Here is a 25,532-nt window from a genome sequence, read left to right as displayed (position 1 = left end):
TTACTTATTGAAATTTTATTCAGGCTTGGTAGGGTGCCCCTGAAAGTCGCGATGTGAAAGTCGCGGTCAATGGATCACCAAACGAGGCCGCTGAATGACCACACTTCTTACGCAAGCTGCTGTTGCCTATGACGTGACCGACGGTGTCGCAGTCATCACGGTTCAAAATCCACCGGTGAATGCACTGTCCGTTGCGGTGCGACGTGGATTGGACGCCGCAATTTCACGCTTTGCGGCGGACGCCGAAGCGCACATCGCGGTGATTATTGGCGCCGGCCGCACCTTTATCGCTGGGGCTGACATCAAAGAGTTCGGCAAACCACCACAAGAGCCGCGCCTGCCGGATCTGATCCAGCGGATCGAAGACACTGAAAAGCCTGTCGTCGCAGTTCTACACGGGACCGCGTTGGGGGGTGGGCTAGAGGTCGCGCTGGGCGCGCACTATCGCCTTGCTTTACCTGGGGCCAAAGTTGGCCTGCCCGAAGTCACCCTCGGTCTTATTCCGGGTGCGGGTGGCACCCAACGCCTGCCGCGGCTGATTGGCGTTGACGCGACCCTAACCCTGATTACTTCGGGCCGGCCTGTACCTGCGCAAAAGGCGCTGGAATTGGGAATTGTGGATCAAATCAGTCAAGACAGCGATCCCCGAACCGCCGGCTTGGTCTATGCCCAGCATCTGCTAGGGCAGGGCGCTGTTGCACGCCGCTCCAGCGAAATGGACGCACCCGGTGTTGCCGCCGGGACTCTGGATGAATGGCGAGGTAAGTTGGCGCAAAAGGCGCGCGGCCAGCTGTCGCCGCTTGTCTGTGTCGATGCGGTCGAGGCCGCCACCACCCTGGACTTTGCCTCTGGTATGAAGCGGGAACGAGAGCTGTTTCTTTCGCTGCTGGACTCGCCCCAGCGGGCTGCGCTTATCCATGCCTTTTTCGCCGAACGCAAAGTGTCAAAACTGCCTGAATTACAGGGCATAGCTGCCCGTGAAATCACCGAGGTTGGCATCATCGGCGGTGGCACTATGGGCGCAGGGATCGCGGTGTCTTGTCTGTTGAATGGGCTGGATGTCACGCTGATCGAGCGCAATGAGGACGCGGCAGCACAGGCCACAACAACCGTGACACGCCTGCTGGGCGACAGTCTGCGTCGTGGCAAATTGAGCAAGGCACAACACGACGGCATTCTTGCCGACGATTTTCGTACTGCCACCGACTACAAGGCTCTAAGTCAAGCGGATTTGGTTATTGAAGCTGTTTTTGAGAGCATGGATGTCAAACGCGATGTGTTCCAGAAACTGGATGCCGAATGCAAAGCTGGCGCTATTTTGGCCAGCAATACCTCGTATCTTGATATCAACGAGATTGCCGCCATCACCAACCGCCCTCAGGATGTCATTGGGCTCCACTTCTTTTCGCCGGCGCATGTGATGAAACTGCTCGAGGTGGTGGTGCCAGATGCCACCGCCCCGGATGTGGTGGCAACAGGGTTTGCACTGGCGAAAAAGCTGGGCAAAATCGCGGTGCGGGCAGGCGTATGCGACGGCTTTATTGGAAACCGTATTCTGGCCACTTATCGCGCCGCCGCCGATCACATGGTTCTGGACGGGGCATCGCCCTATGACATCGACCGCGCGCTCAAGGCATTTGGGTTTGCCATGGGCCCATTCGAGGTCAGCGATCTGGCCGGGTTGGATATCGGCTGGGCCACTCGCAAGCGCAAGGCGCCGACGCTGGACCCTCGCGCACGGGTGGCAAAGTTCGCTGATCGCCTGTGCGAGTTGGGCCGTTTTGGCCAGAAGACCGGACGCGGGTTCTATATCTACCCGGAGGGGTCACGACGCGGCACACCCGACCCTGAGGTGCTGGGTTTCATTGATGATGAACGCGCAGATCTGGGAATTACCCCGCAAAGAATGGATGATGAGACCATTGTACGCCGTTACATGGCCGCGATGATTAACGAGGCTGCCAAGGTTGTCGCTGAGGGCATCGCCCTGCGTCCGCTGGATGTCGATGTGACGTTTCTGTCAGGCTATGGCTTTCCGCGCCATCGCGGTGGCCCAATGCATTACGCGGACGAGGTCGGTCTGCCTGCGCTGCTGGCAGATCTGGAGCGATATGCCGAGGAGGATGCCTATTTTTGGCAACCCGCCCAACTGATCCGTGATCTGGTCGCCAATGGCCAGACTTTTGCCAGCCTGAACGAGTGATGAGGAAAACACATGACTGACGCAGTAATCGTTTCTACCGCCCGCACCGCAGTCGGCAAAGCCGGTCGCGGATCATTGAACCTGACACACGGGGCAACAATGGGTGGTCACGTGGCCCGGGCTGTTGTGGACCGCGCTGGCATTGACCCGGCGATGATCGAGGACAGTGTTTGGGGTTGTGGATATCCCGAGGCCGCAACCGGCGGCAACATCGCCCGTCAGGTTGTCATTCGCGCTGGATTGCCGAACACCATTGCCGGGACCACGATCAACCGGTTCTGCGCCTCGGGACTACAGGCCATTTCAATGGCGGCCAACTCGATCAAACAAGACGGTGTCCGCGTCGCCCTGGCTGGTGGAGTGGAGAGCATCTCACTGGTGCAACCTCCGGTGCGCCATTCCCGCGAGGCTTGGATCGAAGCCAATATGCCCGACCTATATATGCCGATGATCGATACCGCCGATATTGTTGCCGCGCGCTATGGCATCAGCCGCGAAGCGCAGGACGAGATGTCGTTGCTAAGTCAGCAACGCACTGCCGCCGCACAAGAGGCCGGTCTGTTTGACGATGAAATCGTGCCGATGGATGTCACCATGGCGGTGACCGATCGTGAGACCAAAGAGGTCAGCCATAAACAGGTCACCTTGGCCAAGGATGAATGCAACCGACCCATGACCACGTTGGACGGGTTGTCCAAGCTGAAACCAGTGCAGGGTGAGGGGAAATTCATCACTGCCGGCAATGCATCGCAATTGTCCGACGGGGCCTCGGCAATGGTGGTGATGAGCGGAAAAGAGGCCGAAAAGGCCGGATTAGAGCCGCTAGGCGCTTTTCGTGGTTTTTCCGTTGCCGGTTGTGAACCCGATGAAATGGGCATTGGCCCGGTCTATGCCATCCCGCGCTTGCTGGAACGCCATGGGTTGAAAGTCAGTGACATCGATCTGTGGGAATTGAACGAGGCCTTTGCCAGTCAGGCCCTGTATTGCCGCAACCGCCTTGGCATCGATCCTGAAATATTCAACGTGAATGGCGGCTCTATTGCGGTGGGTCACCCGTTCGGCATGACAGGCGCGCGATTGGCCGGCCACTTGCTGCTGGAGGGCAAACGACGGGGCGCAAAGCTGGGTGTGGTCTCTATGTGTATCGGCGGTGGCATGGGCGCTGCTGGCCTGTTCGAAATTTACTAAGGGGCCGACAATGGATCTGGCGTATACAACAGATGAGCAAGATTTCAGAGCAGAGGTCCTCAGTTTTCTGAAGGCCGAGCTGGACAGCCGTTTGGCCGATCGGGTGCGGTTGGGAAAGCCTCTGTCAAAAGCCGATTATGAATCCTGGCACGCCAGCCTGAACAGCCGTGGTTGGTTGGCCGGAAATTGGCCCAAGCATCACGGTGGCGCTGGCTGGACGCCAGTCGAGCGGCATATCTTTGAAGAGGAAACCACCCTTGCCCATGCGCCCCGGATTGTTCCGTTTGGGCTGACGATGTTGGGGCCGGTATTACAGGCCTTTGGCACGCCCGAACAATGTGGCCACTACCTGCCCCGCATCTTGTCGGGGCAGGATTGGTGGTGTCAGGGCTATTCCGAACCCGGTGCCGGGTCGGATCTTGCCGCGGTCAAAACCTCGGCGGTGCGGGATGGCGATCACTATGTGGTCAATGGTCAGAAGACTTGGACCACCCTGGGGCAGCACGCCAATTGGATTTTCTGCCTGGTGCGCACCAATGCCGAGGTGAAAGCACAAGAGGGCATTTCATTTCTGCTGATCGACATGGCCACGCCAGGTGTCACGGTACGCCCCATTGTGTTGCTCGATGGCGAGGCCGAGGTCAACGAAGTGTTCTTTGATGATGTCCGGGTGCCGGTGGGCAATCTGGTTGGTGAACAGGACAAGGGCTGGACCTATGCGAAATACCTGCTGACCCACGAGCGCACCAATATTGCCGGTGTTGGTTTCTCGAATGCGGGTCTGGCCAATGTGAAACGGATCGCCTCTGCCGAAGTCTCAGGCGGGCGCCCCCTGATTGAGAACCCGCATTTTGCCGCGCGGATTGCACAGGTCGAAATTGACCTGATGGCCATGTCGACCACCAACAGCCGAACCCTGGCCCAGGCCGCAGCCGGTCAGGCACCCGGTGCGCAAAGCTCTATGCTTAAGGTAAAGGGCACGCTGATCCGGCAAGAGATCACCGACCTGACCCGCCGTGCTGTTGGCCCTTATGCGGCGCCTTTCCTGCCTGAAGCACTGGACGACGGCTATAACGGGGAGCCCGTCGGGCCGGATTATGCCACCGCAGCTTCGGCGCAGTATTTCAACAATCGTAAGTTGTCGATCTTTGGCGGGTCGAATGAGATTCAGCGCACGATCATCAGCAAAACCATTCTGGAACTCTGAGGGCAGATCATGGATTTCAACCTAACCGAAGAGCGCCAGATGCTGCAGGATACCCTGCGACGATTCCTGGCAGAAACAGACGCCCAGGATAGTGCCGTGCTATGGGCCGAACTGGCTGAATTGGGCATCATCGGCGCGCTGTTTTCGGAAGAGGACGGCGGCTTTGGCGGCTCCGGGTTTGACCTGTCCGTCGTGTTTGAGGAGATCGGTCGCGCCGGCGCCTCGGTCCCGTTGTTGGAAACCGGTGTTCTGGCCGGCGGTCTGATCGCCGCGCTGGGTGGAGAGGGTGACAAAACCCGCCTGGAAGATGTAATTGCAGGTACACAGCAGCTGGCCTTTGCCCACGGCGAACCACTGGCGCGTTATGATCTGAGCCACGTTGGCACCACAGCGAAATCAACCCCTGATGGTTATGTCCTGAACGGCCATAAATCGGTTGTGATGAACGGCGGGCGAGCCGACACGCTGATCGTCAGTGCCCGTACCGCAGGCGGTGTGTCGGACACCGACGGGATATCGCTGTTCTTTGTTGAAGCCAGTGCCGTTCAGCGTCGGTCCTATCAAACGATAAGCGGTGCTGACGCTGCCGAGATCTATCTGAGCGATGTGAACCTGCCGGAAAATGCCTTGTTAGGGCCTATTGGGGGCAGTTTCGACGCCATCGAAACGCAGGTTGCACGCGCCACAGCCGCGCTTTGTGCTGAGGCGGTTGGCGCGATGGAAAGTGCCAAGGGCATGACCATAGAATACTTGCAGACACGTCAACAATTTGGCCGGCCCATAGGCAAATTTCAGGCGCTGCAACATCGCATGGCCGACGTGCTGGTCGAGATTGAACAAGCCCGATCCGCTACCATTAATATATGTGGTCATCTGACAGCAGACCGCGCTTTGCGTGAACGCCACGTGAGCGCCGCTAAAAACCTGATCGGTCGGGTTGGTCGTTTGGTTGCTGAAGAATGCATTCAGATGCACGGCGGTATCGGCATGACCGGAGAATATGCGCTGGCCGGGTTCGCCAAACGAATGACGATGATTGACCATCAGTGGGGTGACACCGATCATCACCTGGAACGCTTTATCGCATTGTCACGGGGGTGAGACATGGCCAAAGACTTGATTATCCATAACGAGACCGGCCCGCAGCGGTTGATTGGATATGTGCTGGATGTCAGCCACGACGATGGCGGGGCGCGATGCTGGCTGGATCTGACAGATGCCCATTTGAACCGGCACGGCGTGTTGCATGGCGGCATTGCCACGATTTTGATGGACAGTGCCAGCGGCGCCACCGGATCCATGAGCATTGACCCGGACGGGCGGGCGCCATTTCTGACGATGTCATTGACCACCAATTTCATAGCGCCCGCCCGCACAGGGCGAGTCACGGCCACTGGCCGCATCACCGGCGGCGGCAGCGCGACTGTGTTTATCGACGCCCGGCTAGAGGGGGAAGATGGCCAGTTGATTGCGACCTCTACCGGGGTGTTCCGCAAAGTTCCGGATCATCGTCGCTCAACAGGTCACCAAACATGAACCAGCCGCTTGTTATGACTGAGGATCAGGGCGATCGGCTGGTTGTCACGAATTGCAACACGTCCCGCCGCAACGCGCTGTCGCCTGAATACTATCAGGGCCTGAAATCAGCCTTGATGGAAGCAGCGACGCAACCGCGTATCAAGGCGGTTATCCTGACCGCCAAAGGCCCGTTCTTTTGTTCTGGCGGCGATCTCAATCTACTGGCCGAGCGACAACATCTGTCGTTAGCGGATCGTGCGTCCCGCATTGAGGCACTGCATGATTTGATCCGGTTGATCCGCGCCTGTCCTAAGCCGGTGATCGCCGCCGTTGAAGGCGGCGCGGCGGGGGCTGGCCTGTCCATCGCATTGGCTTGTGACTTTATCGTGGCCGCTGTTGGGGCCAAGTTCAGCGCCGCTTATGTCAAGGCTGGGCTGGTGCCCGACGGTGGCCTGACCTCAGCGCTGACACAGCTGTTGCCCCGTGCCCTGGTGTCCGAAATCTGCCTGACGGGACGCACCATCTCGGCCGAGCGGTTTTATAATTTGGGGGCCATCAATATGCTGTGCCCGGCAAGTCAGACCCTGTCAGTGGCCCAGGATATCGCCACTGGGCTGGCCAAAGGTCCCACAGTGACACAGGGTAAAATCAAATCTCTGCTGGCCTCGGCCCAATCCACCGACGCTGACACACAGCTGGACATCGAACGGGACACTATGGCCGATGCCATTGGCGCAGCTGAGGCGGTTGAAGGCATCGCGGCCTTTCTTGAAAAACGCGCGCCCAATTTCCAGAATTCTCAGGGGAAATAATGAAAACCACTCTCTTTGATACAGCTGTGACCCGATCTTATGGCACCTGCTTGCCGGTTGTGGCGGGCGGCCTGATGTGGCTGTCGGATGCCGACTATGTGGCAGCGGCGGCGCGCGCCGGGATTATTTCGTTTATCACCGCAGCCTCCTTCCCTGATCCTGACGTCCTGCGCGCCGAGATCAGACGCTGCCGCAGCCTGTGCGACGGGGCATCCTTTGGGGTCAATGTCTCTATGTTGCCGAAACTGGTGCCGGGCGAGAAGACGGCCGATGTTTTTCGACTGATCGCCGACGAAGGGGTGCGTTTTGTCGAGACCTCGGGGCGCAACCCCGAGGAATACATGTCGATCCTGAAGGATGCAGGCATCACCGTGCTGCACAAGGTTCCCAGCGTGCGCTATGCGGTGAAGGCCCAGTCGATTGGCGTGGATATGGTGGCGATTGTCGGTGCTGAGTGCGGCGGTCATCCGGGGTTGGACATGATCGGGACCATGGTCAATTCCGCCACGGCTGCCGAACGTTTGACCATTCCCTATCTGATCGGCGGCGGTATTGGCCACGGCTCGCAAATCGTGGCGGCCCTGTCGATGGGGGCCGCTGGGGTAGTGATGGGGACGCGGTTTCTGGTTGCGCAGGAGCTGAACGCCCACGCGGATTACAAGGCGCGCATGATCGAAGCCACCGAGCGCGACACCCAGTTGATCATGCAATCCGTTCGCAACACGGTCCGCGCGCTGGCCAACGAGACTACGGCCAATGTCGCCAGGATTGAGCAAAACAATCCGGCCGTCACAATCCACGATCTGCTGCCCCATGTCTCTGGCCAACATGGCCGCAATGCCTATGCCACGGGCGATACCTCTCACGGGGTGCTGTCTGCCGGTCACGCGCTGGCCTTTGTTGATCAAGTTCAGCCCATGGCGCAGATTATCGACCGCCTGAGTGACGAAGCCAGCGCCGCCTTAACGCGGCTGACAGCTCTGCAATCTGCTGTTCCATACCAAGAAAGCGCCTGATGACCCAGATGAACCGTATTCACCAGAACGTTGATCACTGGGCTAAAGTGCAGCCCGGGGCCTTGGCTCTGGAAGATTTCGATGGCCGCAAACTCAGCTATCAAGGCCTGCAGTCCGCTATTTCTGATGCGGCGTCAGTGCTGAAATCTTATGGTGTTACTGGCGGTGATCGGGTGCTGATCATCTCGGAGAACTGCGCGGCGACGGTCGCGTTTTTGTTTGCGGCCAGTCGGTTGGATGCCTTGGCCGTGCCCATCAATGCAAGGATGAGTGCAGGCGAGGTTGAGCGTGTCATTGCCCATGCAACACCTCGCGCGATTGTTCTGACCACTGCCGCATCGCAGGATGCTACCAAACATGCTGCGTTGCGTGATGCGCAATCCGAAACGGGTGGATTTGGCACAGTGGCTTGCCTTGCCTTGACTGACGGGACCCCGGAACCTGTTGTCGACGGCACCGGCCAGGTTGCTGTTATCCTGTATACAACCGGCACCACGGGTGACCCCAAAGGGGTCATGCTGACCCATGCCAATCTTTTGTTTGCGGGCCACGCCTCGGCCAATCTGCGTGGCATCCAGCCCGGCGATCTGGTCTATGGCGGTCTTCCCATCACCCATGTCTTTGGTCTTGCATCGATGGTTGTTGCCAGCAGCCACGCCGGCGCGGCCATGCGGTTGCAAAGCCGGTTTACCCCTGCGGCGCTGTACGATGCCTTGCAGAATGGGGTGACGGTTTTGCCCGCTGTGCCGCAGATGCACGCCCTCCTGATGCAATATGCCCGGGAACAAGGCCATCAACACCTGACAGATAGCAAGCTGCGCTATGTGTCCTCGGGCGCGGCCCCTCTGGACCCGGTCTGGAAACGCGAGGCCGAGGCCTTTTACGGCCTGCCACTGCAAAATGGCTATGGCATGACAGAATGCACCGCCGGGCTGTGTGCTACGCAGAATGAAATTGGCGATCCCGACACCAGCGTGGGAACCGCGCTGCCGGGAACCGAGGTCAAGCTGGCTATGGGCGATGGCAAAACGGGCGAGGTTCTGGCGCGTGGTCCGCATGTAATGGCCGGATACTACCGCAATGCCGAGGCAACACAGGCTACCTTTGACGCCGATGGCTGGCTACTGACCGGCGATGTTGGGCGCTTTGATGACCTGGGTCGTCTGCACATCGTGGGCCGCAGCAAGGAAATCATCATCCGGTCGGGGTTCAATGTCTTCCCGCAAGAAGTTGAGGCCGCGTTAAACGATCACGCCGCCGTCGTGCAAAGCGCAGTTGTCGGGCGTGCGATTACGGGCAACGAAGAAGTGCTGGCCTTTGTGCAGGTCACGGACATGGCATCAACAGACGAGGCCAGCCTAAAGGCCCATGTGGCCGCACAGCTGTCCGCCTACAAACGGCCGTCGCATATCGTGCTGACACTGCAATTGCCGGCTGCGGCGACTGGCAAGCTGCTGAAGCACAAAATGATCGATACCTTTGCTGAGCAGCTCGCCCAGGCCGAATCAGGTTGAGGTTCCTAAAACCGCGGCGTGAATGCTGCGGCAGGGCTGCCAGATAGTTGTATTTAGGGGATAATTGGTGCCCAGAAGAGGACTCGAACCTCCACGACCTTGCGGTCACTGGCACCTGAAGCCAGCGCGTCTACCAATTCCGCCATCTGGGCACGGGGTAGCTGAGGGCCGTATAGGTCAGGGCGCAAAGCGCGTCAAATGAAAAACTTAACCTGGATCAAAGCTGATCAAGTCATGCCAAAGCCTAGCAATGCTAAGGTTTTCATACGGTTACAGCGTTTATCAGGGAGATCCGGTTTGGATAATTGGTGCCCAGAAGAGGACTCGAACCTCCACGACCTTGCGGTCACTGGCACCTGAAGCCAGCGCGTCTACCAATTCCGCCATCTGGGCACGGGGTAGCTGAGGGCCGTATAGGTCAGGGCGCTAAGGGCGTCAAACGGATTTTTGCAGTTTTTCTATCTTAATAGGCGAAGCAATGCGGGTTCTGATATGTAAGGTGTTGAAAAGGGAAATCTTGGTGTCAATCTGCGGTGTTTTGCGCCTTGTTTGCAGGGGCGTAGAGCGGTAGATCGGATCAACAGCTAAAGTTAGGAGCCAAATGATGTCCAAACTGGTCACGATCTATGGCGGGTCTGGTTTTGTAGGCCGCTACATTGCGCGCCGCATGGCCAAAGACGGTTGGCGGGTACGGGTCGCCGTACGTCGCCCGAACGAGGCTATGCACGTAAAGCCTTATGGCGTGCCGGGTCAGGTCGAGCCGGTGTTTTGCAATATCCGCGACGATGCGTCGGTTGCTGCGGTGATGCAGGGATGTGATGCGGTTGTGAACTGCGTCGGAGTGCTGAACGAGCTGGGCAAAAACACCTTTCAGGCCCTTCATGTGGACGGCGCCGAGCGGATTGCCCGCATTGCCGCGGAACACGGTGTTGCCAGCATGGTGCATCTGTCGGCGATTGGTGCGGATGCGGAATCCCCAAGTGCCTATGGCCGCAGCAAAGCCGCTGGAGAGGCGGCAGTGTTGCAGCACATGCCAAACGCAATGATCTTGCGTCCCTCGGTTCTGTTTGGCACCGAAGATAACTTCTTTAATCGCTTTGCGGGCATGACACGGCTGGGTCCGGTGCTGCCCATCGCCCATGGCAAGACTTTGTTTCAGCCCGTGTTTGTTGATGACGTGGCCAAGGCTGCGGTCATGGGCGTGCTGGGCGATGCCGAAGGCGGAGTCTATGAGTTGGGCGGGCCAGAGGTAAAGAGCCTTCGGTCGCTGATGGACGAGATGCTGGCTGTGATCCACCGTCGCCGCCTGGTGCTGTCCTTGCCCGGTTTTGTCGCAGGCTTGATGGCCTTTGGTTTTGACATGATGCAGGCCGCAAGTTTCCAGATTATCAAGAATGGTGTGCTGACACGTGATCAGTTGCGTGGCTTGTCGCGCGATTGTGTGGTGTCCGAAGGTGCTAAAGGATTTGCAGATCTGGATCTGCAGCCGGTGACACTGGGTTCGGTCTTGCCGGATTATCTGTGGAAGTTTCGTCCGGCGGGGCAATACGATGCGATCACTGGATCAGCCCGCAATCTGCACCACGACGGGTGATGAAAACAGTAAAGGTGTGTGCCTGCACGCACCTTGCACAACCAGAATAGCGGTGGTTCAGCTGCTGTAGGCGATGCTAAGAAGCACGGCACCAAGAATGACCCGATATATCACATAGGGTGTAAAGCTGACACTGCGCAGCAGGCGCATCATCAGGCTAAGCGCAACCAGTGCAGACAGCATGGACAGCAGCGCCACAATACCTGCGTCGCGGATCACAGCGGCATTGGCCTCCAGTGCCATTTGACTGCCCAGCAAGACTCCGGACGCAATGATTGTGGGGATCGACATCAGCATCGAGATGCGGGCGCCGTCGGTGCGATTGTAGCCCAGGTGTCGGGATCCTGTGATGGTGATCCCGGACCGCGACGTGCCGGGGATCAGCGCCAGCATCTGCCAAAACCCCATGATCAGGGCATCTTTAGCGCCCCAATCACTGGCCGATTTGTCAGTGCGCCCCTTTTGGTCGGCAATATAAAGCACAAGCCCAAATCCCAACATGGTCCAGCCGATGACTGTCATTGACCGCAAGCCACTGCTGAGACCGGTGAAATGCAGCACAGCCCCGAAAATCACTGTTGGGATCGTGGCGATCGCCAGCCCAAGTGCCAGCTGTGATCCGGGCGTGTCGGCGCGTCCTGTCAGAAGACGTGGGAGGCCTAGCAATCCGATCCGAACGTCGCTCCAGAAATAGATAACGACGGCTGTCAGTGTGCCAATATGGGCTGCCACATCGATCACCTGTCCCTGGTCTTTCAGTCCGGTTAAGGCAGGTAGGAGAATCAGGTGGCCAGAAGAAGAGACTGGCAAAAATTCGGTAATACCCTGAATTAGCGCAACGAGAATAAGCTGAAAGATCGGCATAAAATTTGATATCCTGTAAGCCAGCGAGAAGTCGTTGCGTTGGTGCATTTTGTATAAGTGTAGTGTTTTAAATGAAAGTCTTTGATTTAGGTCCGCTCTGGTGCCTAAAATATCTGTACATTCCCACCACATCAGGTATCAGACGTTAAGTGCTGGCAAATAAGGTCAGCTTTACTGACATTTATTTTGCCGGGCTCTGACTAACATTAGACCGCAGCCAGCCAAATCAGGGAGTCTTACCCGTGGCCAAGCAACCGATGCTGAAATTCGTGCAAGTTGAGCGCGATATGCCCGAGAAACGCACCGCCGAAGTGCGTAAGGAAGATTTCGGTGAAATCTATTCCGACTATATTGCCGCCAAAGCAGAAGAGCAGGCCAGCCGCTGCAGTCAATGTGGTGTGCCGTATTGTCAGACTCACTGCCCGTTGCATAACAATATCCCGGACTGGCTGCATTTGACCGCCACCGGTCGGTTAGAAGAAGCCTATCAGCTTAGTCAGGCGACCAATACATTCCCCGAGATTTGCGGCCGGATTTGCCCGCAGGACCGGTTGTGTGAAGGCAATTGCGTCATCGAACAATCTGGCCACGGCACTGTGACAATCGGCGCGGTTGAGAAATACATCACCGACACCGCCTGGGATCAGGGCTGGGTTAAGCCGGTATCGCCATCCCGTGAACGGGTTGAAAGTGTTGGTATCATTGGCGCGGGACCTGGCGGACTGGCTGCGGCTGACACATTGCGTCAGGCTGGTGTACAAGTGACTGTATACGACCGCTCGGATCGGGCTGGTGGGTTGCTGATGTATGGCATCCCCGGTTTCAAGCTGGAAAAGGATGTGGTTCAGCGCCGCAATGATTTGCTGGCGGACGGTGGCGTCACGTTTGAACTGAACTGCGCAATCGGCGAAGATATTTCGTTTTCTGACCTACGGGCAAAACATGACGCAGTGATTATTGCGACCGGCGTGTACAAGTCGCGCGACTTGGCGATGCCGGGCAGCGGTGCCACAGGCATTGAAAAAGCTATCGATTTCCTGACTGTGTCGAATAAGAAAAGCTTTGGCGATGACGTTGCCGAATTCAACAGTGGACAGATGAACGCCGCAGGTAAGCGCGTCGTGGTGATTGGTGGCGGTGACACGGCCATGGACTGTGTGCGTACTTCAATCCGCCAAGGCGCGACCTCGGTTAAGTGTCTGTATCGCCGTGACCGCGCCAATATGCCGGGCTCTCAGCGTGAGACACAGAACGCGGAAGAAGAAGGTGTGATTTTTGAATGGCTGTCCGCCCCCAAAGGTTTCACTGACGACAACGGCAAAGTTTCGGGCGTGATGGTGCAAAAGATGCGTCTGGGGCAGCCTGACGCCTCGGGCCGCCAAGCACCAGAAGTGATCGAAGGTGCCGATTATATCGAAGAGGCAGACCTGGTGATCAAAGCACTGGGGTTTGAACCAGAAGACCTGCCAACACTTTGGGATCAGCCGGAATTGCCAGTGACCAAATGGGGTACAATCAAGGCGGCATTCAACTCGGGTGCCACCGAGATGGACAGTGTTTACGCCGTGGGCGACATTGTGCGCGGTGCTTCGCTGGTGGTCTGGGCAATCAAGGATGGCCGCGATTGCGCCGAAGCGATCATTGCAAGCCTCAATGCAGCTCAGGCCGTTGCCGCAGAATAAATAGGGGGCAGATATGAGCGAGCTGAAAGGCCAGTGCATGTGCGGTGCGGTGAATGTTGCGGCAACCCGCGCTGACCCTGTTCTTCGCGCCTGCCACTGCGACATGTGCCGCCGCTGGACCAGCAGCATGTATATGTCTGTGCCAACTGTGCCCGGCTCGCTGACTGTGACCGGGCCGGTTAAAACATACCGCTCGTCCGACTGGGCGGAACGTGCATTCTGTGACACCTGCGGCTCGGCACTTTGGTACGCAACTGTGCACGACGATCACAAAAGTCTGGCGGCTGGTTTGTTCGACAACGCCGCAAATAACACAATGGCGCTGGAATTTTTTAGCGACCAAAAACCGGATGGCTACGCGCTCGCCGGAGATCATAAACGGCTGACAGTGGCTGAAACCATCGCCCTGTTTGCACCCGAAGAAGGAGACGACCAATGACCAAGTATGATGCCGAATGGGTGCGTGCCGAAGAAACCAAACGCCAGTACATGGCTGAAAACGGGCTTTATTCCGAAGCGGAAGAGCACTCATCCTGTGGGGTGGGGCTGGTTGTCTCTATCAATGGCAAAAAAAGCCGCACAGTGGTTGAGGCCGGCATTGATGCCCTAAAGGCAATCTGGCACCGGGGTGCTGTGGATGCAGATGGTAAAACCGGTGACGGCGCTGGTATCCACGTCGAGATCCCGGTTCGGTTCTTCTACGATCAGATCAAACGTACCGGCCACGTCCCGCGCGAAGATCAGTTGATGGCCGTGGGTCAGGTCTTTCTGCCGCGCACCGATCTTGGGGCCCAGGAAACCTGCCGGACCATCGTTGAGACCGAAGTTCTGCGCATGGGCTATTCGATCTACGGCTGGCGTCACGTGCCGGTGGATGTGACCTGTCTGGGTGAAAAAGCCAATGCCACCCGCCCTGAAATTGAGCAAATCCTTATCAGTAACTCCAAGGGTGTGGACGAAGAAACTTTCGAGCGTGAGCTGTATGTGATTCGCCGCCGGATTGAAAAAGCCGCCGCCACTGCAAATGTGGCCGGTCTGTATATCGCTTCGCTGAGCTGTCGGTCGATCATCTACAAAGGCATGATGCTGGCGGAACAGGTTGCTGTTTTCTACCCCGATCTGATGGACGAACGGTTTGAAAGCACGTTTGCGATCTATCACCAGCGGTATTCCACCAACACCTTCCCGCAGTGGTGGCTGGCGCAACCGTTCCGCATGTTGGCCCATAACGGCGAGATCAACACGCTGAAGGGCAACCTGAACTGGATGAAGAGCCATGAAATCCGCATGGCGTCGTCGTTCTTCGGCGAGTTGGCTGAAGATATTAAGCCGATCGTCCCCGGCGGTGCCTCGGATTCGGCGGCGCTGGATTGTGTGTTCGAAGTCATGGTGCGCGCGGGCCGCTCTGCGCCAATGGCAAAAACCATGCTGGTTCCGGAAAGCTGGTCGAAGCAGGTTGTCGGCCTGCCACAGCCTTGGGTCGACATGTATTCCTACTGCAACTCCGTCATGGAGCCCTGGGATGGCCCTGCAGCGCTGGCTATGACAGATGGTCAATGGGTTTGCGCAGGTCTGGACCGCAACGGATTACGCCCAATGCGCTACGTCATCACCGGTGACGGGTTGCTGATCGCTGGCTCCGAGGCTGGCATGGTGCCAATCGACGAGGCCACAGTGGTCGCAAAGGGCGCTTTGGGCCCGGGTCAGATGATCGCCGTCGACATGAAAGCGGGCAAACTGTTCCGCGACACCGAGATCAAGGATCAACTGGCCGCAGCGCGTCCGTTTGGCGAATGGGTCGGCAAGATCAACAGTCTGGAAGAGACCCTGTCCGGTGTCACCGAGAAGGCTTTGTTCACCGGGGACGAGTTGCACAAACGTCAGAATGCCGCCGGTTACACCATTGAAGAACTGGAGCAGATCCTGTCTCCGATGGCTGAAGACGGCAAAGAGACACTCGCCTCTATGGGGGATGACACCCCCAGCGCGGTGCTATCCAAGATGTATCGCCCGCTGAGCCACTTCTTCCGTCAGAACTTTAGTCAGGTGACCAACCCGCCAATCGATAGCTTGCGCGAATTCCGGGTGATGAGCCTGAAAACCCGTTTTGGAAACCTCAAAAACGTGTTGGAAGAAAGCAGCAGCCAGACCGAAATCATCGTGCTTGAGAGCCCCTTTGTTGGCAATGCCCAGTGGGACAAACTTACGTCTGAATTTAATTCACCGCTGGCAGAAATCGACTGTTCCTTTGTCCCTGGTGAAGGCGCGCTTAGTGCCGCTTTGGCGCGTGTTAGGGCCGAAACAGAAGAGGCCGTGCGTTCTGGTGCGGGCCACCTGGTCCTGACCGATCAACACTCGAACGCGGCCCGGGTTGCGATGCCGATGATCCTGGCGACCAGTGCGGTGCATTCGCATCTGACACGCAAGGGTCTGCGCACGTTCTGCTCTTTGAACGTGCGGTCTGCTGAATGCGTTGATCCGCACTACTTTGCGGTACTGATCGGCTGTGGTGCCACAGTGGTGAACGCCTATCTTGCCGAAGATTCACTGGCCGAGCGGGTTGAGCGCGGGCTGCTTGATGGCACCCTGACCGAGAACGTTACCCGCTATCGCAACGCGATTGATCAGGGCCTGCTTAAGATCATGGCCAAGATGGGTATCTCGGTGATTTCTTCGTACCGGGGCGGGTTGAACTTTGAGGCCGTGGGCCTGTCGCGCGCGATGTGTGCCGAGTTTTTCCCGGGCATGACCAGCCGGATCTCTGGCATCGGTGTAACCGGCATTCAGACCAAAGCCGTCGAGGCCCACGCCAAAGGCTGGATTAACGGTCAGGACGTGTTGCCGGTTGGTGGCTTCTACAAAGCGCGCAAATCGGGCGAGACCCATGCCTGGGAAGCCAGCTCGATGAAGCTGTTGCAAATGGCGTGTCACAACGCATCTTTTGAGCTGTGGAAGCAGTACTCGGCCAAGATGAAGAGCAATCCGCCGATCCATCTGCGCGATCTGCTGGATGTTAAGCCATTGGGCAAGCCCGTGCCGATTGAAGAGGTCGAAAGCATTACTTCGATCCGCAAACGTTTTGTCACACCGGGTATGTCGTTGGGGGCACTGTCGCCCGAAGCGCACAAAGCCCTGAATGTTGCAATGAACCGTATCGGTGCCAAATCGGATTCGGGCGAGGGCGGTGAAGATCCGGCGCACTTTGTACCGGAACCAAACGGCGACAATCCCTCTGCCAAGATCAAACAGGTCGCCTCGGGCCGGTTTGGCGTCACTGCCGAATACCTGAACCAGTGCGAAGAGCTGGAGATCAAGGTGGCTCAGGGTGCAAAACCGGGTGAGGGCGGCCAGTTGCCGGGCATGAAGGTCACCGACCTGATTGCGCGCCTGCGTCACTCGACCAAGGGTGTGACCCTGATCTCGCCGCCACCGCACCACGATATCTACTCGATCGAAGATCTGGCGCAGCTGATCTATGATCTCAAGCAGATCAACCCGCGTTGTAAGGTGACAGTGAAACTGGTGGCATCGTCGGGTGTTGGCACCATTGCCGCAGGCGTGGCAAAGGCCAAAGCCGACGTGATCCTTATCTCAGGCCACAACGGTGGCACCGGGGCTTCGCCTGCGACGTCGATCAAATATGCAGGCCTGCCGTGGGAAATGGGCCTGACCGAGGCGCATCAGGTGCTAAGCATGAACAACCTTCGCGGCAGGGTCACTCTGCGTACCGATGGTGGTTTGCGCACGGGACGGGACGTGTTGATGGCCGCGATGTTGGGGGCCGAGGAATACGGCATCGGCACGGCAGCCTTGATCTCAATGGGCTGCATCATGGTGCGTCAGTGCCAGTCTAACACTTGCCCGGTTGGTGTCTGCACACAAGACGAAGCACTGCGTGCCAAGTTTGTGGACAATGCTGCCGACAAGGTCGTGAACCTGATCACCTTCTATGCACAGGAAGTCCGCGAACTGCTGGCCTCGATTGGCGCGCGCAGCATGGACGAGGTGGTCGGCCGCGCGGATCTGTTGGCGCAGGTCAGCCGTGGCTCGGCACATCTGGATGATCTGGATCTGAACCCGTTGCTGATCACCGTCGATGGCTCGGCTGATATCGTGTACAACCGGGACAAAGAACGCAACGTGGTGCCCGATACGCTGGATGCCGAGATCGTGCGCGATGCGGCCCGGTTCCTGGAAGACGGTGAAAAGATGCAGCTGTCTTATACAGTGCAGAACACCCACCGGACCGTCGGCACCCGGACGTCCAGCCACATTGTGCGCAACTTCGGTATGCGTAATTCCTTCCAGTCGGATCACCTGACGGTGAAACTGCAGGGCTCTGCTGGTCAGTCACTGGGCGCCTTTGCGGCACCGGGGCTAAAGCTGGAAGTGTCGGGCGATGCCAATGATTATGTTGGTAAGGGTCTGTCTGGTGGTACCATTGTGGTACGTCCTCCGCAGGTTAGCCCGCTGAAGGCGTCGGACAACACCATCATCGGCAACACGGTTCTGTACGGTGCTACTGATGGCTACCTGTTCGCAGCCGGTTTCGCCGGCGAACGGTTTGCCGTGCGCAACTCGGGCGCCAAAGTGGTGATCGAGGGCTGCGGTGCCTGTGGCTGCGAATATATGACCGGAGGTCTTGCGGTTATCCTTGGATCAATTGGTGCCAACTTTGGTGCTGGGATGACCGGCGGTATGGCTTACCTGTATGACCCTGACGGTAAAGCCGAGGCCATGATGAACATGGAAACTCTGGTCACCAACCCAGTCACTGTGGCGCATTGGGAAAATCAGCTGAAAGATCTGATCGAGCGCCACCTGCAGGAAACCAGCAGCCGCAAGGCCGCGGATATCCTGCAGCACTGGGACAGTGAAAAGCAGAACTTTCTGCAGGTCTGCCCGATTGAGATGCTGACGCATCTGCCACATCCGCTGTCCATCGAGAAGGCCGCAGTTCCGGCCGAGTAAAATGGACCGGAGGAAGAATAAGACCCCCTCGCAACTGATGTTGCGAGGGGGTCTTAATATTATGGCAGCTTATAATTTCCTTTGACGGTGCTGCGGGATGTCGAACGGGTTTCACTGGCTCTGGGGCCGGAAACCCGGGTATATGTCCCGCCGCCGGTAATACCTTCGAGAGCGCCAGTGCCGCTCACGAATGACCAGGCTCCCTCTGCAAGACCTCCCAGGGTGCCGGAACCATTGTAGCGGGTCATGGAGGAGCTTCCATCTGGGTAAGTGGTTCTGCACAATCCACTTTCATTATCCCACTTGCCGTCGACGATAGTAGCGGCACCTACACAATGCATGCTGGCTAAGCCGTTAACCCCGTCTCCATTCGAATTACGCAGGCCGTTGACGACATAATTTAATTGCAGAGTGCCTGGGCTGGCCGCGAGGATTGAAGCCTCGCCTATGCTTGAAACTTCAAAATCAACCGGACCCTCCTTGGGTATTTCTTGCGCCACAGCGGCGTGGCTTAAGAGCAAACCAGCCGTAACCGAAGCGGCAAAAAGTGATTGCTGAATTGAAAACATACGCAGTCCTCCCTAATTGCGATCACTTAGGGCGGGTCAACGGTGTGGCCATATATATTTCAGCCGCGTTATGGAAAATTTCGGGTTTGAGCCGCCCATTCGGTGCCCTATAGAGGCTTCATGGCGAAGACAAAAAAGAAGAAATCCAAAAGTAAGAGAAAGACAGGCCTCTGGCAATTGCTGCGGCGCTGGCTACTGCGCGGCTGTCTCGCCTTTGTTGCGTTCATTGGATTTTTCATCCTGTTGTTTTCAGTGGTGAACCCGCCCACCACGCATACCATGTGGACCGAGGGCAGCCGGTTGGATCGTCGTATTGATCAGGAGTGGGTCCCCATAGAGGAGATCGCTCCGGTTATGGCACGCGCTGTTGTGGCCGCCGAGGATGCCCGGTTTTGCCAGCATTGGGGTATTGATGTGCAGGCCGTACGGGCGGTGCTGGACGAAGGCAGTCAGCGCGGCGGGTCCACCATTTCCCAACAGGTGGTGAAAAATGTGTTTCTTTGGCAGGAGCGTAGCTGGCTGCGTAAAGCCTTGGAAACCTTGATCACGCCGGCGGTTGAGATGATCTGGAGCAAACGGCGCATTCTGGAAGTCTATTTGAATGTCGCGGAAATGGGAGAAGGCGTGTTTGGGGTGAAAGCAGCCGCACGGGCTAACTTTGATGTTGCGCCGGATCAGCTAACTGCACGGCAGGCATCTTTGCTTGCGGCTGTGTTGCCGTCTCCCAAAAGCCGGTCAGCGCTGAAACCCAGTCCCAAGGTGAGAAAAAGAGCGCTTCATATTGCAGATGGAGCGGCCACCATCCGCGCAGATGGTCGTGCTGCGTGTTTCGAGGATTGAAATTCTTGTCAGCGCGGGGCATTGCTGGACGGCACCTTTCTTTTGATTCAGGACGCATCTGACCGCTATGGCCCGCCTGCACCACGTACCGCTCTCTCCATTTTGTCGCAAAGTCCGCCTGTCACTGGCGGAAAAGAAGATCGAGGTCGATCTGGTCGAAGAACGCTATTGGGAGGCAGATCCCGATTTCCTGCGGCGCAACCCGGCTGGCAAAGTGCCGGTGGTGCGATTGGACGGCAAGATGATGTCCGAAAGTGCAGCGATTTGTGAATATCTGGAAGAAACCCGTCCCGAGCCACCGCTGATGCCAAAAGACCCCGAGGCGCGCTATGAAGTGCGTCGGCTGGTGTCCTGGTTTGATGATAAGTTTCACCATGATGTGACCTCGAAGCTTTTGTATGAGAGGGTGAATAAGAAGATCACCGGACAGGGCTATCCGGACAGCCGCAATGTAAAAGATGGTGCCAAGGCCATTAAGTACCATTTGGATTATATGGCCTGGTTGCTGGATCAGCGCCGTTGGTTGGCCGGGGATGTGATGACGCTGGCTGATTTTGCGGCTGCGGCGCATTTGTCCTGTCTTGATTATATTTCGGATGTGGATTGGAATAGGTCTGCTGTGGTTAAGGACTGGTACGCCAAAATCAAATCTCGACCAGCGTTCCGGTCCATCCTGGCGGATCAAGTGTCCGGGTTTCGCCCGCCACCGCATTACGCCGACCTGGATTTCTGATCGGATAGGGCGTGCGGGGGCTGTCTGCCCCCATCACCTGTCGGCTCCCCCCCGAGGATATTTTGGGCCAGATGAATATGGGATCTATGTTGAAAAAGGCTTTGGTGGAGCGCGCCCTGGATGAGGGGTTTGTGTCGTGCCGGATATGCCGTCCATGGGATGTGCCTGAGGTGCCAAACCGGCTGGCGGCTTATATTGACGCTGAGTATCACGGTCAGATGGGGTGGATGGCTGAACGCACCCATTGGCGTGGCGATCCGGCGTTATTGTGGCCCGAGGCGCAATCAGTGATCATGCTGGCGGAAAGCTATGCGCCTGAGCATGATCCGACCGAGATTTTGCAACATCGCGAGAGGGGTGCGATTTCGGTCTATGCTCAGAACAAGGATTACCATGATCTTGTTAAAAAGCGACTGAAGCGACTGGCACGCTGGTTGATTGAGACTGCCAAGGCAAAAGGGTCTGAGGCTGAGGTCAAGGTATTTGTGGACACTGCTCCGGTGCCGGAAAAGGCGCTGGGCCAGGCCGCCGGGCTGGGATGGCAGGGGAAACACAGCAACCTTGTTAGCCGGGACTGGGGTAACTGGGCCTTTATAGGGTCTGTTTTTACCACGCTAGAGCTGCCGGTGGATCCCGCGGAACCTGACCGGTGCGGGTCTTGCCGGTCCTGTCTGGATGCCTGCCCAACCGATGCCTTTGTTGCGCCCTATCAGCTGGATGCACGGCGCTGCATTTCCTACCTGTCGATAGAGTACAAAGGGCCGGTGGAGGAAGAACTGCGCGTCAAGTTGGGCAACCGCATCTATGGTTGTGATGATTGCCTGGCAGCCTGTCCCTGGAACAAATTTGCAGTTGCGGCGAGCGACATGCGTTATGCCGCCCGCGAGGAGCTGAAGGCGCCGAAACTGGCAGAGCTCGCCATGCTGGATGATGCCGCGTTTCGCGCAATGTTTTCGGGATCGCCCATCAAACGCATTGGCCGTGATCGTTTTATTCGCAATGTTCTGTATGCAATAGGAAACTCGCAAGATCCCAGCCTGCGCCCGGTGGCGCAGGTGCTGGTTGATGATCCCGATGCTGCCGTTGCTGATGCCGCACGCTGGGCGGCGCAGCGGTTGGCCTAGCTTTACGAGGCTTTAGCGCGTTTCGGCAGCACCCAGTCGGGGCGGGCAAAATGACAGGTATAGCCGTCAGGGCGGTTTTGCAGATAGTCTTGATGCTCGGGTTCGGCCTGCCAGAATTCAGCCACCGGCTCGACTTCGGTGACCACTTTGCCCGGCCATAGACCAGAGGCCTCGACATCGGCGATGGTATCTTCGGCCACTGCTTTTTGACCCTCACTGGTGATGTATATCGCCGAACGATAACTCATCCCCATGTCGTTGCCTTGGCGGTCGCTTGTTGTCGGATCATGGATCTGAAAGAAAAATTCCAGCATCTCGCGGTATGATGTCACCGCAGGGTCAAAGATAATCTCGATACCTTCGGCATGGGTGCCATGGTTACGATAAGTGGCGTTCTCAACGTCGCCACCGGTATAGCCGACGCGGGTGCTAATCACGCCGGGCCGCTTGCGGATCAAGTCCTGCATGCCCCAAAAACAGCCGCCGGCCAATACTGCGCGCTCTGTGGTACTCATGTTACGTCCTCCACATGGTTGATGTAGTCGCCATAGCCCTCGTCTGCCATGTCATCACGATGGACAAAGCGCAGGGCGGCCGAGTTGATGCAGTACCGCAACCCACCGCGATCGGCTGGCCCGTCAGGGAAGACATGCCCCAGGTGGCTGTCGCCGTGGGTCGACCGGACCTCGGTGCGGGCCATGCCCAGGGTATGATCCTGCAGTTCCTGCATATAGGCGGGTTCAATGGGCTTGGTGAAACTGGGCCAGCCGCAGCCAGATTCGTATTTGTCGGACGAGGCAAACAGCGGCTCGCCCGATACGATATCCACATATACTCCGGGGGCCTTGTTCCCTAGCAGCGCGCCAGAGCCAGGGCGTTCGGTGCCTGCATTCTGTGTTACATGATATTCTTCAGGCGAGAGTGCGGCGATTACGTCCGGGTTTTTATTGTATTTGGGCATTTGGCCTCCGGCTTTTTGGGTTCCACCAGTAGATGGGATGACTTGTGGCACATGCAAAGCAATGTTTCAGCGTCCTCGCGCCATTGTGCAGCATCACGGATGGGCGGTTCCGCCGCGCCAAAGGCGCGGCCATGCCCAACGGGAGAAGGGATCGCCAGATCCTGACGACGGGCGGGAGGACTAGCTGGCGAAGGCCGCGGCCAGATCTGTGGGCAACTCGAACTCTTGCAGCACACGGGCGCGCGCCTCGGCCGACATTTTGCGTGCGGTTTTCTCTACGATGCTTTGGATTTTTTTTGCCGAGTGTTTGGCCGCAAAAGGGGCGAAATACCATTTCAGAAAGACAAAGCAGATTACGTCCTCAAAGGCCTGCACTCCGGCATCGCGTTTCAGACCCTCCTTGCGCAGCATCTGGCCAGCTGTCTGAATGTCTGTTGCCGGGTACCCTGCGTCCTGCATCAGGGCGGCGACCACATCGGCATGATGGCGGGCTTGATCCTTGCGCCAGGTCAGATAGCCTGCACGGCCCTCGGGGTAGGTGTCGCGCCTTAGCTTCCAGCGCTCAACATGTTGGCCACGGGCGGCAATTTGCAGCGGTTCACTCGCATCGGGGAACAATCGGGCCAACTCAGTGCTCATACGCAGGCCGTAAAGCTGCGATTCGGGTTGACCGTCTTCAAGCTTGGGATCCGATGCATTGACCCTATCAATGGCCTGCAAGACCTGGTTCAGTTTATCGGACATAGCGGCTCCCTTTTTCTTACCGTAAGGCTACTGTAAACTTTCACGATCTGCACCCTCATTCCGCCGCAGTGGGTTTCGTGACGGTGGCAGGCTGGCGCGACAGTTGCACAGCCAGGATACCGACGGTGACAATCAGCACGCCCACCATGTCCATTGGTCCAAGGCGCTCACCCAGCAGCATGGCGGCGACAGCGACGCCAAACACTGGGTTTAGAAAGTGAAACGTCGCCGCGCGTAGTGGTCCGATGCGGTTCAGCAGCAACACCCAGATAAAGGTGGCAATCAGTCCGGGCACCAGCGTGGTATAGGCAAAGGCCAGCGCCAGCGACAGTGTGGGATTGATATAGATGTCCTCGAACAACAGGGCGGCGACAAACAGCAGGGCTGCCCCGACGAGCATCTGCAGCCCCACCACCATCATGAAGTTGCCGCCTGATGTCGCCCCACGCAGTGCCAGTGTGGCGACAGTTAGCGCCAGTACGCCAAGTCCGCATAACGCCATGCCATACAGGTCTACCCCGGCGCTGATCCGGGTTCCCATGATCAGACCCACCCCCAGCACGCCCGCCAGCAACCCTGCAATACCCAGCGGCCTCAACCGTTCTTTGAACAACACCCAGGATGCCAGCGCCACCAACAGGGGCATCGTGGCGGCGATAATGGCAGCCAGTGACGCCTGAACTGTCTGCATGGCGACAAAGTTAAGCCCCAGATACAATGCGTTCTGGCAGACCCCGAAAATGATGGTGGCTCGCCATTGGATGCGGTTCAGGTGCCACGTCTGCCCCATGGCACGGGCAATACAGACGCCAATCAGTCCGGACACCAGAAACCGCAGCGCCAGTGAGAACAACGGCGAGGCATCGGCGACAATTATCCGCGCCGAGGTAAAGGCCGAGGACCACATAAAGGCAAAGGCAAGCCCCATGGCAATTGCGCGTGCATCCATACTTGGTGATCCTTATGTGTCCGTCTGTTACCGGCCGAATTGACGTTAGCTGAACCGAGCGGTGAAAATCTGCCAACTGGCGGTGGCAAATGCAGCTGCAAAAACGGCTTCAAACCCGCGCCGCAACCGCTGATAGATGCGCGCTGCGGTGGCGCTGGAAAACAACAGTGCATAGCCGTGGAACACCAGCGTGCTTTGCACCGCAATCACGGCGATAACGGTCAATAAAACCGAGGGCGATGTGCCAGGTGGAATGGCAATGGCATACAGTGATCCAAAGAAAAGAACTGCCTTGGGGTTGGTTATGTGCAACGCAAGACCTTTGGCAAAAATTGCCCTCAGCGACTTGGCCCGGGAACTTTTCATTTCAGGCGTCCCAGATCGCAAAGCAGACCGTGCCGAGCGGAAAGCCAGGTACATCAAATAAGCGGCACCAGCGTATCGGGCGACCTCAAACAACCAGGCATTGGCCAGCATCACGGCCCCCAAGCCAAAGGCCGCAGAAACCGACCAGATCAACGAGCCGGTGCTGATCCCAGAAGCCAGGACCAGACCAGCCTTGCGACCCTGCTGCATGGATGTGCCCGCAATGGTCAGTGTGGCTGGTCCCGGACTGGCCCCTGCCAGCAATCCTGCGGCCATGATCAGGGCCAGGTTAACACCATCCATGAAACGTACCTTTGCTATGTAACGACGGAAAAGGGCCGCCCGTTGGGGCGACCCTTTCCTAAATTCAAAGTGAATTCAAGCTTAGCCGTTAACGCTGTCTTTCAGCGCTTTGGCGATTGTCATTTTGACAACCTTGTCGGCTTCTTTCATGAATTTTTCGCCAGTGGCAGGATTGCGCACTTCGCGCTCTGGGCGCTCGCGGCAATAGATCTTGCCAACGCCGGGAAGTGTGACAGCACCGCCGCCGGATACTTCGCGGGTGATCAGGTCACAAACGGCTTCCAGAGCTGCGCCTGCGGCTTTTTTATCGCTGCCCATGTCTTCGGCCAGAGCGGCAACGAGCTGGGTTTTTGTCATTGGTTTGGACATTCTTT

Annotated in this window: 23 protein-coding genes and 2 tRNA genes; 15 read left to right on the top strand and 10 right to left on the bottom strand. The window is 57.6% G+C overall.

What is annotated here, in order from left to right; genetic code table 11:
• The first annotated feature begins 94 nt into the window (after positions 1-94).
• The 8 genes from EBB79_RS19990 to EBB79_RS19955 are packed head-to-tail and all read left to right on the top strand — an operon-like array spanning position 95 to position 9,458.
• On the top strand, positions 95-2,203 hold the full coding sequence (locus tag EBB79_RS19990; protein ID WP_127750572.1) for an FAD-dependent oxidoreductase: 2,109 nt from the start codon (positions 95-97) through the stop codon (positions 2,201-2,203).
• A 12-nt stretch (positions 2,204-2,215) separates the two neighbouring features.
• Positions 2,216-3,391 (top strand): acetyl-CoA C-acyltransferase, encoded by a 1,176-nt coding sequence (locus EBB79_RS19985; protein ID WP_127750571.1) that lies wholly within the window; start codon positions 2,216-2,218, stop codon positions 3,389-3,391.
• 10 nt (positions 3,392-3,401) lie between these two features.
• Positions 3,402-4,598: an acyl-CoA dehydrogenase family protein gene (locus EBB79_RS19980; protein WP_127750570.1), complete on the top strand. Its 1,197-nt coding sequence runs from the start codon at positions 3,402-3,404 to the stop codon at positions 4,596-4,598.
• A gap of 9 nt (positions 4,599-4,607) precedes the next feature.
• Complete coding sequence (locus EBB79_RS19975; RefSeq protein WP_127750569.1) at positions 4,608-5,699, top strand: acyl-CoA dehydrogenase family protein; 1,092 nt, start codon at positions 4,608-4,610, stop codon at positions 5,697-5,699.
• Between the two features lie 3 nt (positions 5,700-5,702).
• On the top strand, positions 5,703-6,134 hold the full coding sequence (locus EBB79_RS19970; protein ID WP_127750568.1) for a PaaI family thioesterase: 432 nt from the start codon (positions 5,703-5,705) through the stop codon (positions 6,132-6,134).
• Positions 6,131-6,928, top strand: coding sequence for an oxepin-CoA hydrolase, alternative type (locus EBB79_RS19965; RefSeq protein ID WP_177627834.1), 798 nt, complete (start codon positions 6,131-6,133; stop codon positions 6,926-6,928). The genes EBB79_RS19970 and EBB79_RS19965 overlap by 4 nt, the downstream gene beginning before the upstream one ends.
• Positions 6,928-7,944, top strand: coding sequence for an NAD(P)H-dependent flavin oxidoreductase (locus EBB79_RS19960; RefSeq protein WP_127750567.1), 1,017 nt, complete (start codon positions 6,928-6,930; stop codon positions 7,942-7,944). Before EBB79_RS19965 ends, EBB79_RS19960 begins: the two co-directional genes overlap by 1 nt.
• Positions 7,944-9,458, top strand: a complete 1,515-nt coding sequence (locus tag EBB79_RS19955) for a class I adenylate-forming enzyme family protein (protein WP_338045777.1) — start codon at positions 7,944-7,946, stop codon at positions 9,456-9,458. Before EBB79_RS19960 ends, EBB79_RS19955 begins: the two co-directional genes overlap by 1 nt.
• 65 nt (positions 9,459-9,523) lie before the next feature.
• Here the strand turns inward: EBB79_RS19955 and EBB79_RS19950 are convergent.
• A tRNA-Leu gene (locus EBB79_RS19950) sits at positions 9,524-9,610 on the bottom strand.
• A gap of 154 nt (positions 9,611-9,764) precedes the next feature.
• Positions 9,765-9,851: transfer RNA gene (locus tag EBB79_RS19945), tRNA-Leu, on the bottom strand.
• Between the two features lie 211 nt (positions 9,852-10,062).
• Between EBB79_RS19945 and EBB79_RS19940 the strand changes: the two genes are divergently transcribed.
• Positions 10,063-11,052 carry a complex I NDUFA9 subunit family protein gene (locus EBB79_RS19940; protein ID WP_127750566.1) on the top strand — a complete coding sequence of 330 codons (990 nt, stop codon included), beginning with the start codon at positions 10,063-10,065 and terminating at the stop codon, positions 11,050-11,052.
• Positions 11,053-11,109: 57 nt separating this feature from the next.
• Here the strand turns inward: EBB79_RS19940 and EBB79_RS19935 are convergent, their stop codons facing one another.
• Positions 11,110-11,916 (bottom strand): undecaprenyl-diphosphate phosphatase, encoded by an 807-nt coding sequence (locus EBB79_RS19935; RefSeq protein ID WP_127750565.1) that lies wholly within the window; start codon positions 11,914-11,916, stop codon positions 11,110-11,112.
• 242 nt (positions 11,917-12,158) lie between these two features.
• On the opposite strand from EBB79_RS19935, the gene EBB79_RS19930 reads away from it, so the two are divergent.
• The 3 genes from EBB79_RS19930 to gltB are packed head-to-tail and all read left to right on the top strand — an operon-like array spanning position 12,159 to position 18,569.
• Positions 12,159-13,598, top strand: coding sequence for an NAD(P)-dependent oxidoreductase (locus EBB79_RS19930; protein ID WP_127750564.1), 1,440 nt, complete (start codon positions 12,159-12,161; stop codon positions 13,596-13,598).
• A gap of 13 nt (positions 13,599-13,611) precedes the next feature.
• On the top strand, positions 13,612-14,037 hold the full coding sequence (locus EBB79_RS19925; RefSeq protein WP_127750563.1) for a GFA family protein: 426 nt from the start codon (positions 13,612-13,614) through the stop codon (positions 14,035-14,037).
• On the top strand, positions 14,034-18,569 hold the full coding sequence (gltB, locus tag EBB79_RS19920; RefSeq protein ID WP_127750562.1) for a glutamate synthase large subunit: 4,536 nt from the start codon (positions 14,034-14,036) through the stop codon (positions 18,567-18,569). The genes EBB79_RS19925 and gltB overlap by 4 nt, the downstream gene beginning before the upstream one ends.
• A 59-nt stretch (positions 18,570-18,628) precedes the next feature.
• Here the strand turns inward: gltB and EBB79_RS19915 are convergent, their stop codons facing one another.
• On the bottom strand, positions 18,629-19,138 hold the full coding sequence (locus EBB79_RS19915; protein ID WP_127750561.1) for a hypothetical protein: 510 nt from the start codon (positions 19,136-19,138) through the stop codon (positions 18,629-18,631).
• 120 nt (positions 19,139-19,258) lie between these two features.
• On the opposite strand from EBB79_RS19915, the gene mtgA reads away from it, so the two are divergent.
• The 3 genes from mtgA to queG all read left to right on the top strand — a co-directional run bounded on the left by mtgA (position 19,259) and on the right by queG (position 21,835).
• A complete protein-coding gene (gene mtgA, locus EBB79_RS19910) occupies positions 19,259-19,978 on the top strand; it encodes a monofunctional biosynthetic peptidoglycan transglycosylase (RefSeq protein ID WP_127750560.1) in 720 nt (239 codons plus the stop codon).
• A gap of 67 nt (positions 19,979-20,045) precedes the next feature.
• Entirely contained in the window at positions 20,046-20,711 is a 666-nt protein-coding gene (gene fzlA, locus EBB79_RS19905) for an FtsZ-binding protein FzlA (RefSeq protein WP_127750559.1), read from the top strand.
• Positions 20,712-20,782: 71 nt separating this feature from the next.
• Positions 20,783-21,835 carry a tRNA epoxyqueuosine(34) reductase QueG gene (gene queG, locus EBB79_RS19900; protein WP_127750558.1) on the top strand — a complete coding sequence of 351 codons (1,053 nt, stop codon included), beginning with the start codon at positions 20,783-20,785 and terminating at the stop codon, positions 21,833-21,835.
• A 2-nt stretch (positions 21,836-21,837) separates the two neighbouring features.
• Here the strand turns inward: queG and msrA are convergent, their stop codons facing one another.
• The 6 genes from msrA to EBB79_RS19870 form a co-directional block, all read right to left on the bottom strand.
• Positions 21,838-22,350, bottom strand: coding sequence for a peptide-methionine (S)-S-oxide reductase MsrA (gene msrA, locus EBB79_RS19895; RefSeq protein WP_127750557.1), 513 nt, complete (start codon positions 22,348-22,350; stop codon positions 21,838-21,840).
• On the bottom strand, positions 22,347-22,796 hold the full coding sequence (gene msrB, locus EBB79_RS19890; RefSeq protein WP_127750556.1) for a peptide-methionine (R)-S-oxide reductase MsrB: 450 nt from the start codon (positions 22,794-22,796) through the stop codon (positions 22,347-22,349). Before msrB ends, msrA begins: the two co-directional genes overlap by 4 nt.
• A gap of 180 nt (positions 22,797-22,976) precedes the next feature.
• Positions 22,977-23,540 (bottom strand): DUF4202 domain-containing protein, encoded by a 564-nt coding sequence (locus tag EBB79_RS19885; RefSeq protein WP_127750555.1) that lies wholly within the window; start codon positions 23,538-23,540, stop codon positions 22,977-22,979.
• 55 nt (positions 23,541-23,595) lie between these two features.
• The gene (locus EBB79_RS19880) at positions 23,596-24,489 is read right to left on the bottom strand and encodes a DMT family transporter (RefSeq protein ID WP_127750554.1); all 894 of its coding nucleotides are present in this window, start codon (positions 24,487-24,489) and stop codon (positions 23,596-23,598) included.
• Positions 24,490-24,534: 45 nt separating this feature from the next.
• Positions 24,535-25,158: a LysE family translocator gene (locus EBB79_RS19875; protein WP_127750553.1), complete on the bottom strand. Its 624-nt coding sequence runs from the start codon at positions 25,156-25,158 to the stop codon at positions 24,535-24,537.
• Between the two features lie 81 nt (positions 25,159-25,239).
• The gene (locus tag EBB79_RS19870; protein WP_127750552.1) at positions 25,240-25,527 is read right to left on the bottom strand and encodes an HU family DNA-binding protein; all 288 of its coding nucleotides are present in this window, start codon (positions 25,525-25,527) and stop codon (positions 25,240-25,242) included.
• Positions 25,528-25,532: the final 5 nt, after the last annotated feature.

This window comes from Parasedimentitalea marina, assembly GCF_004006175.1.
In the GTDB taxonomy this organism is placed as follows: Bacteria; Pseudomonadota; Alphaproteobacteria; order Rhodobacterales; family Rhodobacteraceae; genus Parasedimentitalea; species Parasedimentitalea marina.
The sequence above is the reverse complement of the archived record's forward strand: the minus strand, read 5'-3'. Positions and strand labels throughout refer to the sequence as shown.

What these genes read in the sequence shown, in the direction of transcription:
- EBB79_RS19990 (WP_127750572.1), top strand. Translation starts at nt 95, where the DNA reads ATGACCACACTTCTTACGCAAGCTGCTGTTGCCTATGACGTGACCGAC.
- EBB79_RS19985 (WP_127750571.1), top strand. Translation starts at nt 2,216, where the DNA reads ATGACTGACGCAGTAATCGTTTCTACCGCCCGCACCGCAGTCGGCAAA.
- EBB79_RS19980 (WP_127750570.1), top strand. Translation starts at nt 3,402, where the DNA reads ATGGATCTGGCGTATACAACAGATGAGCAAGATTTCAGAGCAGAGGTC.
- EBB79_RS19975 (WP_127750569.1), top strand. Translation starts at nt 4,608, where the DNA reads ATGGATTTCAACCTAACCGAAGAGCGCCAGATGCTGCAGGATACCCTG.
- EBB79_RS19970 (WP_127750568.1), top strand. Translation starts at nt 5,703, where the DNA reads ATGGCCAAAGACTTGATTATCCATAACGAGACCGGCCCGCAGCGGTTG.
- EBB79_RS19965 (WP_177627834.1), top strand. Translation starts at nt 6,131, where the DNA reads ATGAACCAGCCGCTTGTTATGACTGAGGATCAGGGCGATCGGCTGGTT.
- EBB79_RS19960 (WP_127750567.1), top strand. Translation starts at nt 6,928, where the DNA reads ATGAAAACCACTCTCTTTGATACAGCTGTGACCCGATCTTATGGCACC.
- EBB79_RS19955 (WP_338045777.1), top strand. Translation starts at nt 7,944, where the DNA reads ATGACCCAGATGAACCGTATTCACCAGAACGTTGATCACTGGGCTAAA.
- EBB79_RS19940 (WP_127750566.1), top strand. Translation starts at nt 10,063, where the DNA reads ATGTCCAAACTGGTCACGATCTATGGCGGGTCTGGTTTTGTAGGCCGC.
- EBB79_RS19935 (WP_127750565.1), bottom strand. Translation starts at nt 11,916, where the DNA reads ATGCCGATCTTTCAGCTTATTCTCGTTGCGCTAATTCAGGGTATTACC.
- EBB79_RS19925 (WP_127750563.1), top strand. Translation starts at nt 13,612, where the DNA reads ATGAGCGAGCTGAAAGGCCAGTGCATGTGCGGTGCGGTGAATGTTGCG.
- gltB (WP_127750562.1), top strand. Translation starts at nt 14,034, where the DNA reads ATGACCAAGTATGATGCCGAATGGGTGCGTGCCGAAGAAACCAAACGC.
- EBB79_RS19915 (WP_127750561.1), bottom strand. Translation starts at nt 19,138, where the DNA reads ATGTTTTCAATTCAGCAATCACTTTTTGCCGCTTCGGTTACGGCTGGT.
- mtgA (WP_127750560.1), top strand. Translation starts at nt 19,259, where the DNA reads ATGGCGAAGACAAAAAAGAAGAAATCCAAAAGTAAGAGAAAGACAGGC.
- fzlA (WP_127750559.1), top strand. Translation starts at nt 20,046, where the DNA reads ATGGCCCGCCTGCACCACGTACCGCTCTCTCCATTTTGTCGCAAAGTC.
- queG (WP_127750558.1), top strand. Translation starts at nt 20,783, where the DNA reads ATGAATATGGGATCTATGTTGAAAAAGGCTTTGGTGGAGCGCGCCCTG.
- msrA (WP_127750557.1), bottom strand. Translation starts at nt 22,350, where the DNA reads ATGAGTACCACAGAGCGCGCAGTATTGGCCGGCGGCTGTTTTTGGGGC.
- msrB (WP_127750556.1), bottom strand. Translation starts at nt 22,796, where the DNA reads ATGCCCAAATACAATAAAAACCCGGACGTAATCGCCGCACTCTCGCCT.
- EBB79_RS19885 (WP_127750555.1), bottom strand. Translation starts at nt 23,540, where the DNA reads ATGTCCGATAAACTGAACCAGGTCTTGCAGGCCATTGATAGGGTCAAT.
- EBB79_RS19880 (WP_127750554.1), bottom strand. Translation starts at nt 24,489, where the DNA reads ATGGATGCACGCGCAATTGCCATGGGGCTTGCCTTTGCCTTTATGTGG.
- EBB79_RS19875 (WP_127750553.1), bottom strand. Translation starts at nt 25,158, where the DNA reads ATGGATGGTGTTAACCTGGCCCTGATCATGGCCGCAGGATTGCTGGCA.
- EBB79_RS19870 (WP_127750552.1), bottom strand. Translation starts at nt 25,527, where the DNA reads ATGTCCAAACCAATGACAAAAACCCAGCTCGTTGCCGCTCTGGCCGAA.